Annotated in this window: 20 protein-coding genes; 13 read left to right on the top strand and 7 right to left on the bottom strand. The window is 32.3% G+C overall.

Annotated features, from left to right (window positions below; genetic code table 11):
* Positions 1 to 19: 19 nt before the first annotated feature.
* A complete protein-coding gene (locus tag HM986_RS14510) occupies positions 20 to 532 on the bottom strand; it encodes a hypothetical protein (protein WP_179335768.1) in 513 nt (170 codons plus the stop codon).
* Between the two features lie 425 nt (positions 533 to 957).
* Positions 958 to 1683 (bottom strand): SDR family oxidoreductase, encoded by a 726-nt coding sequence (locus tag HM986_RS14505; RefSeq protein ID WP_179335813.1) that lies wholly within the window; start codon positions 1681 to 1683, stop codon positions 958 to 960.
* 182 nt (positions 1684 to 1865) lie between these two features.
* On the opposite strand from HM986_RS14505, the gene HM986_RS14500 reads away from it, so the two are divergent.
* Both HM986_RS14500 and HM986_RS14495 read left to right on the top strand, forming a co-directional pair.
* Entirely contained in the window at positions 1866 to 2354 is a 489-nt protein-coding gene (locus HM986_RS14500; RefSeq protein ID WP_179335812.1) for a hypothetical protein, read from the top strand.
* Positions 2355 to 2356: 2 nt separating this feature from the next.
* Positions 2357 to 3742 (top strand): T9SS type A sorting domain-containing protein, encoded by a 1386-nt coding sequence (locus HM986_RS14495; RefSeq protein WP_179335811.1) that lies wholly within the window; start codon positions 2357 to 2359, stop codon positions 3740 to 3742.
* A 2-nt stretch (positions 3743 to 3744) separates the two neighbouring features.
* Here the strand turns inward: HM986_RS14495 and HM986_RS14490 are convergent, their stop codons facing one another.
* The 4 genes from HM986_RS14490 to HM986_RS14475 all read right to left on the bottom strand — a co-directional run bounded on the left by HM986_RS14490 (position 3745) and on the right by HM986_RS14475 (position 7220).
* Positions 3745 to 4266, bottom strand: a complete 522-nt coding sequence (locus HM986_RS14490; protein WP_179335810.1) for a DUF4136 domain-containing protein — start codon at positions 4264 to 4266, stop codon at positions 3745 to 3747.
* Between the two features lie 41 nt (positions 4267 to 4307).
* Entirely contained in the window at positions 4308 to 5036 is a 729-nt protein-coding gene (locus HM986_RS14485) for an ion transporter (RefSeq protein ID WP_179335809.1), read from the bottom strand.
* 15 nt (positions 5037 to 5051) lie between these two features.
* Positions 5052 to 6047 carry a GTPase ObgE gene (gene obgE / locus HM986_RS14480; protein ID WP_179335923.1) on the bottom strand — a complete coding sequence of 332 codons (996 nt, stop codon included), beginning with the start codon at positions 6045 to 6047 and terminating at the stop codon, positions 5052 to 5054.
* 63 nt (positions 6048 to 6110) lie between these two features.
* Positions 6111 to 7220: an adenylate kinase gene (locus HM986_RS14475; RefSeq protein ID WP_179335808.1), complete on the bottom strand. Its 1110-nt coding sequence runs from the start codon at positions 7218 to 7220 to the stop codon at positions 6111 to 6113.
* A 167-nt stretch (positions 7221 to 7387) separates the two neighbouring features.
* Between HM986_RS14475 and HM986_RS14470 the strand changes: the two genes are divergently transcribed.
* The 11 genes from HM986_RS14470 to HM986_RS14420 all read left to right on the top strand — a co-directional run bounded on the left by HM986_RS14470 (position 7388) and on the right by HM986_RS14420 (position 16315).
* Positions 7388 to 8542 carry a 5-(carboxyamino)imidazole ribonucleotide synthase gene (locus HM986_RS14470; protein ID WP_179335807.1) on the top strand — a complete coding sequence of 385 codons (1155 nt, stop codon included), beginning with the start codon at positions 7388 to 7390 and terminating at the stop codon, positions 8540 to 8542.
* A 224-nt stretch (positions 8543 to 8766) separates the two neighbouring features.
* On the top strand, positions 8767 to 9246 hold the full coding sequence (gene purE / locus HM986_RS14465) for a 5-(carboxyamino)imidazole ribonucleotide mutase (RefSeq protein WP_179335806.1): 480 nt from the start codon (positions 8767 to 8769) through the stop codon (positions 9244 to 9246).
* A gap of 166 nt (positions 9247 to 9412) precedes the next feature.
* A complete protein-coding gene (locus HM986_RS14460) occupies positions 9413 to 11443 on the top strand; it encodes a M3 family metallopeptidase (protein ID WP_179335805.1) in 2031 nt (676 codons plus the stop codon).
* Positions 11444 to 11455: 12 nt separating this feature from the next.
* Entirely contained in the window at positions 11456 to 12253 is a 798-nt protein-coding gene (locus tag HM986_RS14455; protein ID WP_246288517.1) for a hypothetical protein, read from the top strand.
* A gap of 46 nt (positions 12254 to 12299) precedes the next feature.
* A complete protein-coding gene (locus HM986_RS14450) occupies positions 12300 to 12803 on the top strand; it encodes a GbsR/MarR family transcriptional regulator (RefSeq protein ID WP_179335804.1) in 504 nt (167 codons plus the stop codon).
* A 147-nt stretch (positions 12804 to 12950) separates the two neighbouring features.
* Complete coding sequence (locus tag HM986_RS14445) at positions 12951 to 13772, top strand: DCC1-like thiol-disulfide oxidoreductase family protein (RefSeq protein WP_179335803.1); 822 nt, start codon at positions 12951 to 12953, stop codon at positions 13770 to 13772.
* Between the two features lies 1 nt (position 13773).
* A complete protein-coding gene (locus HM986_RS14440) occupies positions 13774 to 14127 on the top strand; it encodes a hypothetical protein (protein ID WP_179335802.1) in 354 nt (117 codons plus the stop codon).
* 3 nt (positions 14128 to 14130) lie between these two features.
* Entirely contained in the window at positions 14131 to 14517 is a 387-nt protein-coding gene (locus tag HM986_RS14435; protein WP_173587817.1) for a hypothetical protein, read from the top strand.
* A gap of 2 nt (positions 14518 to 14519) precedes the next feature.
* A complete protein-coding gene (locus HM986_RS14430; protein WP_179335801.1) occupies positions 14520 to 15413 on the top strand; it encodes a TIGR01777 family oxidoreductase in 894 nt (297 codons plus the stop codon).
* A 55-nt stretch (positions 15414 to 15468) separates the two neighbouring features.
* Positions 15469 to 16026, top strand: coding sequence for a sigma-70 family RNA polymerase sigma factor (locus tag HM986_RS14425; RefSeq protein WP_179335800.1), 558 nt, complete (start codon positions 15469 to 15471; stop codon positions 16024 to 16026).
* Between the two features lie 25 nt (positions 16027 to 16051).
* Positions 16052 to 16315 (top strand): hypothetical protein, encoded by a 264-nt coding sequence (locus tag HM986_RS14420; protein WP_179335799.1) that lies wholly within the window; start codon positions 16052 to 16054, stop codon positions 16313 to 16315.
* On the opposite strand, the gene HM986_RS14415 is transcribed toward HM986_RS14420, so the two are convergent.
* Entirely contained in the window at positions 16292 to 17128 is an 837-nt protein-coding gene (locus HM986_RS14415) for a UbiA prenyltransferase family protein (RefSeq protein WP_179335798.1), read from the bottom strand. The two genes, HM986_RS14420 and HM986_RS14415, sit on opposite strands and share 24 nt — an antisense overlap.
* Between the last annotated feature and the right edge of the window lie 101 nt (positions 17129 to 17229).

Below are 17229 nucleotides of genomic sequence, written 5' to 3'. Positions count from 1 at the left end.
GATATGAGATAATACGTGTTTATTGCAACTGTAGTTCATATGCCATTGTGCTTTCTAACGACGCTATTTCTTTTTCCGTTTTTTTGTATGATATATATCCAAAAACACCTACGAAAGATATATACGCCGATATACTTAAAATACCTGAAACATTAGAGTCAAAATGAATAGATGCTGAAGGTATTAGTGTTAACACCCAAAACGCGATAAAATACATTTCATATTTTTTTCGATTGTTCATATAGGTTTTGAATTTAGAGATACTTGAAACTAAAGAGGTTTGTGTATATGATTTTTGCTTAATATCTTTTAGGGATAAAAATTTATCTATAAAAAATACTATGGCTAAAATGCCCATAAGTAATAGCATAACATAAAGGTTATTTTCTCTGTATCGAATGGCAAGCCCAATTGATACTCCAATTAAGATAAACGACGAAAGCTTGGCCATTTTTGCTCCTATTAATAATTTTTCAAATGTTTTCAATTGCTTTTGAAAAGTGTCTTGTTTGGTTTGGTTTGAATTTTTCATAATTTGATTTGATTGATTTGATTGATTGATTGATTGATTGATTGATTGATTGATTGATTGATTGATTGATTAACTAAATACAACTTCAATAATAAATTCGATAATTACTTTTACTAAATTGATCATAATTCTGTTGTTTTTTGATTGATGATTACTATCCGATTTCTAATTGATAGTATAAATTTACAACAGTATCAAAGCTTTAAAATTGAAAATATGATGAGTGGTCATTAGAATATGCTAAACGGAAATTTGAATAACTATAGCAATTATAGAAGCATAAAAACCTGTAGACAATTCTTTTAAACAAAAAACAAATTACGTACGAATACATCAATATGCTGTCTTCGCTATGAAAACGGAAACATTCATAAACAAAAAAAAGGTTTCAAAAAATGAAACCTCTTTTTACTTTAAGTGCTTTTCTATTTACTCGGAGGAGTTGTGGGCCTCACTTCTATTTTGCTTGGTAACGTTCTTGGATTCATCTTTAATAAATCGATCACCAATTCTCCTATATCTTCACTCTGAATTTTCCAAGCTTGTTCGTCACTTGGTTCGTTTCCGTTAAAATGTGTAGACACAGAACCAGGCATAATTGTACTCACTTTTACTCCATGTTGTCTTAAATCTAACATCACCGCTTGTGTAAACCCTGTAACTCCAAATTTACTGGCATTATACGCAGATCCTCCTGCAAAAAAGTTAGCACCAGCCAAACTTGAAATTGTGATATAATAGCCTTTCGATTTTTTTAATTCTGCTACACTCGCCTTTATAGAATTAAAGGCACCTGTAAGATTTGTATCTATAGTATCTTTCCATTGTTGCTCTGTTAAATCTTCGATACTTGCAAAATGCCCCAATCCAGCATTTGCAATTACAATATCTAATGCGCCAAACCTTTTTATTGCTAGCTGTACGGCTGCTTCCTGACTCTTTAAATCTCTTACATCTGCTTCGACGCCGATTATAGCATCTAAGGCATCTGTTTTTGATGCTAATTCTTTAGCTGCATTTTCTGCTGCACTTTTAGCTCTGCTCGTTATCACAACTTTCACTCCTTTATTAAGTAATGCTTCTGCAATACCATAACCTATTCCTTTTGTTCCACCTGTAATTAAGGCGACTTTTCCTTTTAAATTTTCCATATGTGTTGTTTTTACCAAATTTACGAAACAAGGCTAAAAACTCAGCTTTTAGAATGTTAGGATTATTATAAATCAATCAACAAAAAATTAATCAATAGAATTTTACTCGTGCATTTTATTTATTTTCCCACCATCATTTTTATAACTAACTTTAACCTCCTAATAAACGCTTAATTTCTAAAATGAAAATCTCAAAAACCACGAGGGTCGCTTGCCTATTTATATTTGTAATAGGCTTATTATCTTGTGCTAGTAAACAGCTTGGCGTTACAGAAGAAGAAACTATTGTAACCCAACCTAAACTACTTTTCTTAAATTTTGAAATCATTAAACTAAACGACTCAAAAAGTGTTTCGTTAATCAATCAAATTACAACGGATGGTAAATTGAAAGGATGTGCAAACGTAGACTTGAAAGGAGACATTGGTGATTTAGAATATTTAATTTTGGATAAAGACCTCAACCAATTAGAGAAACACTACATCAAAAACCCTTTACATAAAATCATGGAGTTTATAAATGACTCCGGAGATTTTGAAAAAAAAATACTAGATTTAGACCGATCTGAATTTTCATTAAAATTGCAGCTAAAATCTAAGGCTGAATACATTGTAATCAACGAAATCACTTTAGAAGGTATTACAAAACTGAACACTACAAAAATAGAATAAACATGAATAAACTATTACTCTTCGTACTTATTTCCCTTACTGTTCAATTTGTTTTTTCTCAAACTTTTGATGTTCAGGCTATCAAAAATTCTGGTGATACTGACAAGCGTATTAACCTTGTTATTTTGAGTGATGGTTATTTAGCTAGTGAATTACCGCAGTTTGAAATCGATGCGACTAATTTTATGAATGATATGTTTTCTCAAGAGCCTTTTGCTAGTTATGAAAACTACTTTAATGTTTATATTATAAAAGTACCATCTAATGAAAGTGGAGCCACACACCCGGGTACAGCTTCAGATGAGCCTACTACTGTTGTACCTGTAGCTACAGTTGATAATTATTTTGGTACCGCATTTGACAGTTATGATGTTCATAGATTGTTATTCACAGAAAACAGTGCTTTAATTAGCACAGTATTAGCGAATAACTTCCCACTTTACGACCAAGCGCTTATTTTAGTAAACTCTCCATATTACGGTGGCAGCGGAGGCCAGTTTCCAATTTCTTCAACAGGTGAAGATGCCGGCGAAATTGCCATTCATGAGTTAGGACATTCCTTTGTAAATTTAAAAGATGAATACTATCCTGGAGATTTACTTGCTGCCGAAGCTATAAATATGACCCAAGAAACAGATCCTACATTAGTAAAATGGAAAAACTGGATAGGCACAGGTAATATTGGTGTATTTCCATATGCTACTTCTGGTACTGCGGCCACTTGGAACAGACCACATCAAAGTTGTAAAATGCGCTATTTGGGTTATGATTTTTGTGCCGTTTGCAAAGAAGGTATTATTGAACAGATACACGATTTAATTTCTCCAATAGATTCATATACACCAACGGAAACCGCAGTTAGCGCCGCTAGTTTCCCTTTGAATTTTGAAATTAATACTATTGAAACTCTACCTGTAAACACTTTAGAATCAAACTGGTCTCTTAATAGTAATGCTATTGCCTCTAATATTAATACTGTTACTCTTGAAGAAAACGATCTAAACGCTGGATCAAATAACCTCAGCGTTGCGGTCAACGATGCCACGACTTTAATTAATGTAGATAGCCATGAAACCATTCATATTGCTACCATAACATGGACTATAGATAATACATTAGGAGTACAAGGCGTAACCGTTAATGATTATAGCTTAACAATGTATCCTAATCCATCACAAAACAGTTTAAATATAAAGCTAGATAATGTGCGTAGCGAAACTGTTCGGGTTGAAATCTTAAGCCTTGACGGAAAAAGAATCAAATCAGTATTAGTTAAAAATGATGAGACTACAGCAATAGATATTAGTGCATTAAGCAATGGCGTTTACATCACTAATTTTTATACGAATTCAATTTTAATTGCTAGTAAAAAGTTAATCAAGAACTAAAACTATTTAGATTTAGGTGGATAGTTTGAAAACACCTTTTCAACAACTGCTTGAAACTGTTCTTCGCGCTTTTCAGGAGTGGCATTTGGGTTAAAACTACTTTCACTTATGGCTTGCCAAAACATTCCTGTTTTAGTATCGTCCACAAACTCAATTACTAATTCTCTTGTGTTTTTATTACCACCAATAGGTAAACCTACAGAAATTCCACCACCAACATTACCTCCGCCTCCACCAAGGCCTACTCCCACATTGCTATTATTTCTACTTTGGATCTCTTGACTTTGAATATCGATATAAAAATCTGGATTATCGGACCGTACCAGTCCCATGGTTTCTAGCTTAGTATCCATTGTTCTAATTAAACGTTTAAGGTCTAATTCAGACAAGCCCGTTTTCATTTCATCAAAATAATTGTAAGTTTTATAGCTATTAAAATCTGTTGCCTTTTCGTAATCGTAGTTGACTTTGGTTCCGCAAGACGTTAGGATAAGTGCAATAAGTAAGAATTTTAAATTTTTCATCTTTTTTTATTTAAAGATATTAAAAATTGAAGATGCCACCCCTATTTTAACTTGTCTTCTTTTTTGTCATCATGTGGCTCAACAGCTTTAGTCAAAGAAGATGAAATAATACCAGTCGGTATTGCTACAATACCTAAGCCAATTAATAACATAAAAAATGTAAAGATGCGACCACCAACCGTAATCGGATATACATCACCATAACCGACTGTCGTTAGTGTAACAATAGACCACCAAAGACTAGAGAATATAGAAGAAAAATGCTCTGGTTGTGCTTCATTTTCAAAATAATAAATACCTACAGCAGCAAAATAAATTAGCATTACTGTAATAATCAAAAATAAGATTATCTGTTCTTTTGCCAATTTCATGGCTTTAGCAAAATGATGCATCGCCTTATTATAGCGTACTAATTTAAACAATCTAAATAATCGGAACATACGTAGTAAACGCAACGAACGTAAGTCGACGCCGAAGGATAGATAAAATGGTAAAATAGCTAAAAAATCTACAATGCCGAAAAAACTAAAAACGAATTTGGGTTTACTATCAGCAACATAAATGCGTGCTAAATATTCAAAAGTAAAAATAATAACACTAAAAGCCTCAATAGCTTTTAAAACAACTCGTGTTTGAGGTTCTAAGTCTGGTAAGGTTTCAATTGAAAATGTAATTACAGAAAAAATGATTAAAAACTGAATAAAGTATGCAAACCATCTGCTTTTCTTGGTACCATTAATTTCTACCAAATCTTTTAGGTACGTCTTCATACTAAAGTCAACTTACTAATTTAACATCTTCCAGAGCGTATCTTTTAACTCTGTTAAGCCTTGTTGCGCCACAGAAGAGATAAACATATAGTTAGCATCTAAATCTTTGTCTAGAATGGCTCCTATTTCAGATTTTAATTCGTCATCTAACATATCAGATTTAGAAACGACTACAAAGCGTTCCTTATCTAACATTTCAGGGTTATAGCGCCTTAATTCGTCTTCTAATATTTCGTATTGCTCTACAATATCCTTAGCATCTGCAGGAATTAGAAATAATAAGATAGAATTACGTTCAATATGTCTTAAAAAATAATATCCTAAACCTTTTCCTTCTGCGGCACCTTCGATAATACCAGGAATATCTGCCATTACAAACGACTGAAAATCGCGATATTCTACAATACCTAAATTCGGCTTTAAAGTCGTAAACTCGTAATCTGCAATTTTAGGTTTTGCAGATGTTAACACAGAAAGTAAGGTTGATTTTCCTGCATTAGGGAAGCCTACTAACCCTACATCTGCTAATACCTTAAGTTCTAAAGTAATGTCTAGTTCTTCAAGAGGTATACCAGGTTGTGCGTAACGCGGAGTTTGATTCACTGAATTCTTAAAATGCCAGTTTCCTCGTCCACCCATGCCTCCTTTTACTACAATAATTTCTTCACCTTCTTCGGTAATTTCAAATAGAATAGTATCGGACTCTGAATCGCGAACAACAGTTCCTAATGGTACGTCGACATAAATATCTTCACCATCGGCTCCTGTACTTCGTCCTGAGCTACCATGTGAACCATGACCAGCTTTAAAATGTCTTTTAAACTTTAAATGAATAAGTGTCCAGAGATTAGAGTTCCCGCGTAAAATTACATGGCCTCCGCGACCTCCATCTCCTCCATCTGGTCCACCTTTTTGTATATATTTTTCGCGATGTAAATGCGCAGAACCTTTTCCTCCGTTACCAGAAGATACGTGCATTTTTACGTAGTCAACAAAATTTCCTTCAGTCATATTCATTTCCCACCAAAGTGGGAATCTTTTTAGTTAGATTCCTATTTTAGTAGGAATGGCAATTTATAATTTATCAATCACAGAACTTAAACGCACTGTAATATCTTCAACACTACCAACACCATCAACACCAAAATATTTATTTTGATCAGTGTAGTAATCTTTTAAAATAGCTGTTTTTGTATAATATTGTTTTATTCGATTTCTTATAATACTCTCGTCAGCATCGTCAGTTCTTCCACTAGTTTCACCACGCTTAAGCAAACGTTGTACCAAAACCTCATCTTCGACCTCCAAGGCAACCATCGCATCGATTTGAGAATCTTTATCTTCCATTAAGTCATCTAATGCTTTTGCTTGTGCATTGGTTCTTGGAAAACCATCAAAAATAAAACCATTAGCGCCTGCATTTTTCTCTACCTCTTTATTCAACATATCAATAGTAACCTGATCTGGCACTAATTCTCCTTTGTCCATAAAAGACTTTGCTAACATCCCTAAAGCGGTTTCGTTTTTAATGTTAAACCTAAACACATCACCTGTAGAGATGTGTATTAAATCGTATTTCTCCTTTAGAAAATTAGCTTGTGTTCCTTTACCTGCACCTGGAGGGCCAAATAGTACTATGTTTGTCATATGTTGAGTGGTTTTTAATTGATATACATCCGGTAAGTCTCTTCCTAATCCATCGTAATCTAAGCCATAGCCTACAATAAATTTATTAGGAATTTCCATACCTACATAATGAAGTTTAAAATCTTTGTTATACGCTTCAGGCTTGTAAAACAAAGTTGCAATAATCAATTGCTTTACATTTTCGTTCTCAAAAATACGGTGTACTTCTTCTAAGGTGTTTCCTGAATCTATAATGTCTTCTAAAATAACAACCGTTCGTCCTGTTAGGTCTTGAGTCAAACCAATTAAGCGTTGAATATCTTCAGTAGACTTTACCCCTTCATAAGACGCTAGTTTAATAAAAGTAACCTCGCATGGTTTTGGATATTTTTTTACAAAATCACTCACTAACATAAATGAACCGTTCAAAATACCAATAAACACAGGCACTTCATCACCTAAATCGTCAGCAATACCATCTACCATTTTTTGGACAGCGGTATCTATTTCTTGTTCAGATATAAAAGGTTTGAAGTATAAATCGTGAAGCTTAATCACTTTCTTTTTATTTTAGAGTTGCAAAGATACATATTTGATTGCTTTTTAAGGGATTTTTGATTTAGGAATTTAGAGTGATGTATGATATTTAGCGTATTTTTGTTGTTGAAAAGCAGAAATTTTAATCTTAAATAAGTTTTCCTGTTCATAGGAAACAGCAAAAATTGATGAACTATTTTTCTTCAAGTTTTAAACTTGGTATTCTCGGTGGTGGCCAACTTGGTAAAATGATGTTGTACGACACTCGTAAATTTGACATTCATACTTGTGTTATAGATCCTAGCCCAGAAGCACCATCACGACTCGCTTGCGATGAATTTACTATTGGTGATTTAATGGATTACCAAACCGTTGTTGACTTCGGAAAAAAAGTAGATGTTTTAACTTTTGAAATTGAAAACGTTAATGTTGATGCTTTAGAAACCCTTGAAAAAGAAGGTGTAAAAGTTTTCCCTTCTTCTAAAACATTAAGAACCATTCATAATAAAGCGACTCAAAAACTATTTTATCGCGATAATGACATTCCAACTGCTGAATTTTCAAGATTTGCTTACACTTCTGAAATTGATGAAGCTATAGACAATGGAGGGTTAAGCTATCCTTTTGTATGGAAAAGTGCGCGATTTGGTTATGATGGCACAGGAGTAAAAGTGGTTAGAAGCCTTTCTGACTTAAGAGATTTACCTAATGTAGAATGTATTGCCGAAAAGTTAATTCCTTTTAAAAATGAATTAGCTGTCATCGTTGCGAGAAACGAAAAAGGAGATGTAAAAACATATCCTGTGGTAGAGATGGAATTTCATCCAGAAGCTAACCAAGTTGAGTATGTTATTTGTCCGGCTCGTATTCCTGATGCCATTGCAAAAAAAGCAGAAGCTGTAGCTTTAAAGGTCGCTTCTACTTTTAAACACGTTGGTTTATTGGCTGTTGAAATGTTTCAGACTGAAAACGATGAAATCTTAGTAAACGAAGTTGCACCAAGACCACATAACTCTGGTCATTACAGTATTGAAGCAAGCTACACCTCTCAATTTGAACAACAAATTAGATGTGTCTTAGGATTACCTCTTGGTAATACCGAAAGTAAAGTTGCTGGTGTTATGGTAAATCTTGTAGGTGCTGAAGGCCATACAGGAAATGTAGTCTATAAAAATATAGAAAACATCTTAGCGATGGATGGCGTTACACCGCACATTTATGGTAAAAAGCAAACAAGACCTTTTAGAAAAATGGGACATGTTACTATTGTAAATGAAGATATTACTGTGGCTAGAGAAATTGCTGAACACGTAAAACAATCCATCGAAGTCATTAGTGAGTAATCTTCATTTTACATCCCTCAAAAGTTATAATTATTCCATTTAGTAAATCAATACGTTACATCTTAAAAAAAAGACAAAAGTCTGTTTTACTACTTTTTTCTTGTTAACGGATTCAAAAAAATTGGTAATACTACCTTAGTTACCTTAACTTTGGTGTCATCATTTTGTACCCTATAACCAAGGATACCAAAAGTAATATTATCAAAAAATAATCAACACAGAGAATGAGTAAAGTAGCCGTAATAATGGGAAGTAACAGCGACATGCCAGTAATGCAAGACGCTATAGATATATTAAAAGAATTTGATATTGAAGTTGAAGTTGATATCGTTTCTGCGCATCGTACACCCGAAAAATTATTCGATTTTAGTAAAAACGCACACACTAGAGGTATCAAAGTTATTATTGCTGGTGCTGGTGGAGCTGCACATTTACCAGGTATGGTTGCTTCTTTATCACCATTACCAATTATTGGAGTTCCTATAAAAAGCAGTAATTCTATTGATGGTTGGGATTCTGTATTATCTATTTTACAAATGCCAGGTGGCGTTCCTGTTGCAACTGTTGCACTTAATGGTGCTAAAAACGCTGGGATTTTAGCGGCTCAGATATTAGGTAGCGCAGACCAAAGTATTTTAAACAAAATAGTAGATTATAAGGAAGGGTTGAAAGCAAAGGTTATTGATTCTGCAAAGGGTTTATAAAAAAGCCTCAACTTTCGTCAAGGCTTCTTAGCTATTAATCAATTCTAATCTCGTATATTCTTAATCTACGTATTAGTACTGCAAAGATATTAAATATTGAACTTTTGATTACAAAACACAAAGTTAAAATATTGTTAATCAAATACTTAATTTAAAATTTGAATTTATGACAATTCTTAATAAAGCATTCAACACACCATATAACACAGCGCCTTTTTCAAAAATAAAAACAGAAGATTATTTACCTGCTTTTAAAGAAGGCATTAAAAAATCTAAAGCTGAAATCGATGCTATAACAGCAAATACTGAAGCACCAACTTTTGAAAACACAATTGAAGCCTTAGATTATTCTGGCGAAGAATTAGATCGTTTGTCTAGTATTTTCTTCAATTTAAATTCGGCTGAAACCAATGATGAAATTCAGAAAATAGCACAAGAAGTGTCACCGCTTTTATCAGAATTTGGTAATGACATCACTTTAAATGAAGCTTTATTTAAACGTGTAAAAGCAGTTTACGATTCTAAATCTACTTTAGATTTAACTACAGAACAAGCCACACTTCTTGATAAAAGATATAAAGGATTCTCTAGAAATGGAGCCAATTTAGCTGAAGACAAAAAGACAAAACTAAGAGCGATTGACAAAGAATTAAGTCAATTAAAATTAAAATTTGGCGAACATATTCTTGCAGAAACTAATGCTTACGAAATGCATCTTACCAATGAAGAAGATCTTTCGGGTTTACCAGAAGGTGCAAAAGAAGCCGCTAAGCAATTAGCAGAAAGCAAGGATAAAGACGGTTGGTTAATTACGTTAGATTACCCAAGTTATATTCCGTTTATGACGTATGCGGACAATAGAAAATTAAGAGAAGAACTCTCTAAAGCTTTTGGTAGAAAAGGATTCCAGAATAATGAATTAGATAATCAAGATATCGTTCTTAAAATTGCAAAGCTACGTTTTGAGCGCGCTCAACTTTTAGGCTATAAAACGCATGCACATTTTGTTTTAGAAGAACGTATGGCACAAACGCCAGAAAAAGTAACGTCTTTTTTAAATGAATTATTAGAAAAAGCAAAACCAGCTGCTAAAGATGAATTTAAAGCGCTTGAAGATTTCGCTAAAGATTTAGATGGCATTGACCAACTTCAAAAATGGGATTCTGGTTATTATTCTGAAAAATTGAAACAAAAATTATTCAATTTAGATGATGAACAGTTGAAGCCTTATTTCAAATTAGAAAACGTTATTAACGGTGCTTTTACCGTTGCTGAAAAATTATTTGGATTACAATTTGAAGAAATTGATACCATTGATAAATACCACGAAGATGTTTTAACTTATAAAGTTACAGATGCTGATGGTGAATTGGTTTCTATATTCTATGCTGACTTTTTTCCAAGAGCAGGGAAACGAAACGGAGCATGGATGACCTCATACAAACCGCAAATGATTAAAGATGGTAAAAACGAAAGACCACACATTTCTAACGTTTGTAATTTTACTAAACCAACAAAAAGTAAACCTTCTTTATTAACATTTAATGAAGTTACTACGTTGTTTCATGAATTTGGTCACGGACTTCACGGCATGTTAGCCAACACAACCTACCCAAGTTTATCGGGAACTAGTGTGTATTGGGATTTTGTTGAATTACCAAGTCAGGTATTAGAAAACTGGTGTTACGAAAAAGAAGCCTTAGAGTTATTTGCGACGCATTATGAAACAGGTGAAGTGATTCCGATGGAATTGATTGAAAAAATTAAAGCCTCTGCGACGTTCCACGAAGGTATGCAAACGCTACGTCAGTTAAGTTTTGGATTATTAGACATGTCTTGGCATGGTGTTGATCCGTCAGAAATTAAAGATGTAAAAGCTTACGAAGTTGAAGCTTTTGGTGATACAAGTCTATATCCAGATGTTCCTGAGAATTGCATGAGTACAGCATTCTCTCATATATTTCAAGGTGGATATTCTTCTGGTTATTACAGTTACAAATGGGCCGAAGTTTTAGATGCTGACGCTTTTGAATATTTTAAAGAGGAAGGTATTTTCAACAAAACGGTTGCTGATAAATTTAAAACTTTTGTTTTATCTCAAGGTGGAACTGAAAACCCAATGACTTTATATAAAAAATTCAGAGGGCAAGAACCAAAACCTGAAGCCTTATTGAGACGTGCTGGCTTGTTGAAATAAAATGAGAAGCTTATGCGTTCAATATTTATGAAACTATTAAAATTTATTGGACACATTATCATCGTTATAATTTTAACAACAATTACTCAAGTTGGTGGATTAATATGGTTGCTTGCTATTATTATTTCATATAAAATAAAAAAGGGAAAGCGCATTGTTTTCCCTTTAATTTATCTACTCTTCAATCTCGTAATTATTCCACCTATTGCATCTTATTTAGGACGAGAAAAACTACCAACATTTAAAGAAAATTTGAAACCTCATAATTGGTTTTATCCATTAGCGTTTAGAAATTACGTTAATCCAGATTTAAAAAGCGAATTAGAAAAATCCGCACAAGCTTTAAGTGCATCAAATATCAACATAACTTATTTAGATGCCAATTTTCCTTTTATTAATGGATTTCCGTTGCTTCCGCATTTAAGCCATAGTGATGGAAAAAAGATAGATATTTCATTGATGTATTTAGATCAAGATGGAAATTCCACCAATAAAAAACCATCTGTTTCTGGTTATGGTGTTTATGCTAACTCTAGTCAAAATCACACCTCTGTAAATTGTATGAAAAAAGGCTATTGGCAATATGATTTCACTAAATATCTTACCCTTGGCACTATTAATAATTTAAAATTAGATGATAAAAACACTAAATTATTAATAGAACAACTACTATCCATCCCAACAACGGAAAAGATATTTATAGAACCTCATCTTAAACAATCTTTGGGATTACGTCATCAATCTAAAATTAGATTTACCGGCTGCCAAGCAGTAAGACACGACGACCATATTCATTATCAAATAAAATAAACTTTCAATAATTATTGAAAGTTTAAAAATTATTATATATTTGCGTATGGAATATCAAGAAGCAAAAGAAAAATTTATTAGTACTTGGGGAAGTTTAGGGTCACTTTGGGGCATAAACAAAGCTATGGCACAAATACAAGCATTGCTTTTTATCTCTACCAAACCACTGTCTATGGAAGAGGTTATGGAAGAGCTTAAAATTTCTCGTGGTAATACGAGTATGAATTTAAGACAATTAATGGATTGGGGAATTGTTACCAAAGTTTTAGTTTCTGGTGAACGAAAAGAATTCTTTACTACAGAAAAAGATGTACAAGAATTAGCACGTATTATCGCAAAAGAACGAAGCAGAAGAGAAATAAGACCTGTAATAAAAGTTTTAGAAGAGGTCTCTTCTATTAAAGATGATGGCACGGAAAAAACAAAAGAGTTAATAAAACAAACCAAAGCTTTAAATCTACTTACACAAGACTTAGATACCTTAATGAATAAAATGGTCAATCAGAAACAGAATTGGCTAACAAAATCAGTTATGAAGCTGATGAAATAGCCCAACTAATAATCTCAATAAAGATTATTAAATGAATGCTCTATACTACAATTGAAAAGCAATAAACAAAAACAAAGGAAATAAGATTATATTTTTTTTTAAATAAAACTTTCAGTATTTTCTGAAAGTTTAAAACAAACAAAAAGAATGAAAACACTACAAAACCAAACCTTACTTTACGACAGAGATTGCCCATTATGCAATGTTTATACAAGTGGATTCATAAAATCTAAAATGTTAGATCATAATGGTAGAAAAGCGTTTTGCAATTTGACTGATGAAGAACAAAATTTTATAGATTTAAATAGAGCTTCAAACGAAATTGCTCTTTTTGACAACCAAAGCAAAACAGTAATTTATGGAGTAGATAGTTTACTTAAAGTGATTGGTCATTCAATACCTCTAGTAGAAAGCATAGGGAATTTTAAACCAATAAAGTTTGGACTCAAAAAATTATATGCATTCATTTCATATAATAGAAAAGTAATTATCCCGAGTAAAATAGACAAAACACAGACGTTACAATGTGTACCAAGTTTCAATTATAAATACAGGTTAATTTACATTGTATTTGCAGCCATCATTACAAGTATTGTACTCTTTAAATTCAGTAAATTAATTACTATAATTCCGGAATCTAATTTATTAAGAGAAAGTGTAATTGCATTCGGTCAAATTGGGTTTCAAACTTTATTCATTTCAAAATTAAACTTTAAAAAGCAACTGAATTACTTTGGTAATCTTATGACTATTTCATTAATGGGAAGTTTCATATTGATTCCTGTATTAATCCTAAACTCAATCATAGAACTACCACAAATAGCATTACTTTTTTGGTTTGGGCTAACAGTCTCATTTATGTTGTGTGAGCATATAAGACGTATTAAACTATTAGCGTTACCAAAGCATTTATCTGCAACTTGGATACTTTACCGCCTTCTCGTTTTACTACTAATTTTATTTTTATAAGATGACTTACAACGCCATAACATATCTCTTGTATTTACCTCTAATTAGTTTTATTATGCTTAAGGTTGGCTGGCTGTTTTATAAAAATGGCGAAGTTTTTTTACTGAATTTATTCAACCAAAACCATCCCTTAGTCACCAGTATTAATAAACTCTTATTAATTGGTTATTACTTACTAAATATTGGATACGCCATCTTAACTATTGCTTATTGGGAACATTTAGAAAGCGTAACAGACATCATCAACTCTTTGAGTTTAACCTTAGGAAGAATTATCATCGCATTAGCAATAATGCACTATAACAACATTTTTATTTTAAAATACATTCACAAACAAAAACTTTTAAATCAATAAATTATGGAAAATTCTAAAATCATTATCGGCTACATTATTTACTTACCAATCGTTATTTTACTAACAATTTACATTTCTAAAATGCTATTTAAAAATGGCAAAATATTTATGATCGATATTTTTAAAGGCAAAGAAGAAATAGCATTAGCAACCAATAAGTTATTCGAAATTGGATTTTACCTCATAAATATCGGGTTCGCACTATATATCATGAAAATCTACTCTAGCGCATACTCAACCATAAGCTATCAAACCTTGATGGAAATATTAAGCAAAAAAATTGGTGGATTCACTATCTATTTAGGCGTGATGTTATTCTTAAATCTATACTTGTTTTTTAGAGGACGAAGAAAATCGAAACAAGTATTCACAACAACTAAAGCGTCTTAACCATGAAAACAATCATCATAGCAGGAGGCACTGGCTTCTTAGGCCAAGTTTTAGAAAACTATTTTACAGGTAACGGTTACGATATTAAAATCTTAACTAGAAAACCCACAAAATCGAATCATATTTACTGGAACGCAAAAAATCTAGACCAATGGACCAAAGCACTTGAGGGTATATATGCACTCATCAACCTTACAGGTAAATCTGTAGATTGTAGATATACCGAAGCTAATAAAAAACTGATTCACGATTCTCGTATAGATTCTACTAACGTATTAGGAAAAGCAATTCTTAAAAGCAAAAAACCACCAAATGTGTGGCTTAATATGTCTACTTCAACAATTTATGAAGATTCATACCAAAAACAAATGACGGAAGAAAACGGTGATGTTGGTAACGACTTTTCTATGAATATTGCTAAATCTTGGGAAGCTACCTTTAATAATATAGAAACACCACAGACAAGAAAGGTCATCTTAAGAACCTCAATTGTATTAGGTAAAAACGGAGGTGCATTAATCCCTCTAAAACAATTAACAAAATTTGGATTAGGAGGAAAGCAATGGCATGGCAAACAAAAAGTGAGTTGGATTCACGAAACAGATTTTGCAAGAGCTATTGATTTTTTAATAAAGAACAACCTCAACGGAGTCTTTAACATTGTTTCACCAAAACCAACTACAAATGCCAAATTAATGACTACACTTAGAAAATCATTTAAAGTTCCTTTCGGAATTCCCCAACCAAAATGGTTAATAACGTTTGGTGCAAAACTAATAGGCACAGAACCAGAGTTAGTTCTAAAAAGTAGAAATGTAATTCCAGAAAAATTAATTAATAATGGCTTCACATTTAAACATCAATCAATAGAACAGGCTATAAGTAATCTTATATAACTAAATTAATTCTCAAATTTTTAACCTATTTTTGAATCAGCAATGAAAATCAACAATGCCTAAGCATCAAATAGACCCAAACAATTGGGTGAAACTTTATTCAGATTACCTTTTCAATTATACGATTACACGTGTAAATGATAGAGAAATCGCTCAAGATTTAATATCTGAAACATTCTTAGCTGGTCTTAAATCCATGAAGAACTTTAAGGGAGAGGCAAGTGAACGCACATGGCTTATTTCTATTTTAAAGCGTAAAATTATTGATCATTACCGAAAAATAAATTCTAACAAAGGTAAAGCTGAAGTTAGAATGACTTATAACAGTGACACTGATACTGAAGGTGATTGGTTAGAGGAACGCGTAGCAGACACTAATGACAAAACTGCTGAAGACAATTTAGTGAATTCAGAATTAGGTGATGCTATCTACAATTGTTTGGGAAAATTACCAGAAAAACAAGCTGACGTTTTTAAGATGAAAACTATTTTAGGTTATGATACAGAAACCATTTGTAATGATTTGGAAATTACTGCGTCTAACCTATGGGTTATTATACACAGAGCACGTACTGCATTAGCAGAATGCATGCAAGATAATTGGTATAAATAATATTCCGTTTACAAGGACATTAAAGATGAAAAAAAGTTTTTTATTTATAAGCTGTGATGAAGCAAAACACATATGTGATAAAGCACAATATGATGAGGCTTCTACTTGGGAACAATTAAAATTAAGATTACGTCTTATGTATTGTCACATTACAAAGAAGTATTCTAGAAATAACACTAAACTATCCCAAACCATAGAACAATCAAAAGTGCAGTGTCTCAAAACTGAAGAATTCAATAAACTTCAATCGCAATTTGAAAAAGAATTAGCCAAGCAACAACAAGATTAATAGCCAAATAACAGGCAGACCTTCTACCCAAAATGCACTAAAATATTTTGACTGATTTTTGTTTGACCATAGCAAAAACAACAGCGTAATAACTGTAATTATAACGATCGCAATAATTGATTTTTCTTGTAATTCATCTTTAAAAAATTCTAGTATCAAAAACGCACTTAGCAGTACGACACCTATAATTTTGGTTTTTTTGACACCTATTTTTTGAGGTATGGTTGCCAATTTTAAACTATCATAGTTTAAATCCCTAATCTCAAAAGGCAGCATTAATACGAGCACATAGCAAAACCGCTGTACAGATATAATTACACCGTCAGAGCTCATAAAACCATCATTATTTAATAGTGGCAATAGCACTGTTGTAAACATCCAAATTAGAGCAATGAGATACACTTTTAAGCCACTAACTTGTCTTAAATTCTTGTGATCATCAAATAAATATTTTTTTGGTACCATTATAGGAATGGCATAAAAAAATGTAATAATTCCAAGTATTATAATAACCATCAAGGTTTCTGTCTCAAGCTTCAGTAAATAATAACACATGGATAGAAACGCTATAAATGAGAATATTTGTATAGCTTTTAACCAGCTTGCTAGGCTGCGATGGTGAAACTTAACGATTCCGAAATATTTCACAAAATTATAACCCGTTATCGTTGCAAAAAAAATAAAACTTAAAAGATATTTATCATACTCAATAGTCAACTCTATTAACGTTATCCATGCTAAGGAACAAGCAGCTAATGCCACATGAATGCTACTATTTAAATAAAAGTTGAAGATGCGTTTTAAAACTTCCATACAGCAAAAGTAGGGATTGTGTTAATAACCTCTAACATCGGTTAAAAACTTTAGTATTCCTTAACTAAAAAATTAGCCTAAATCCTTACTTTTGCAGAACT

Origin of the sequence: Winogradskyella costae, from assembly GCF_013403865.1 — a bacterium.
Lineage (GTDB): Bacteria > Bacteroidota > Bacteroidia > Flavobacteriales > Flavobacteriaceae > Winogradskyella > Winogradskyella costae.
This window is presented reverse-complemented; position numbering and strand designations above follow the sequence as displayed.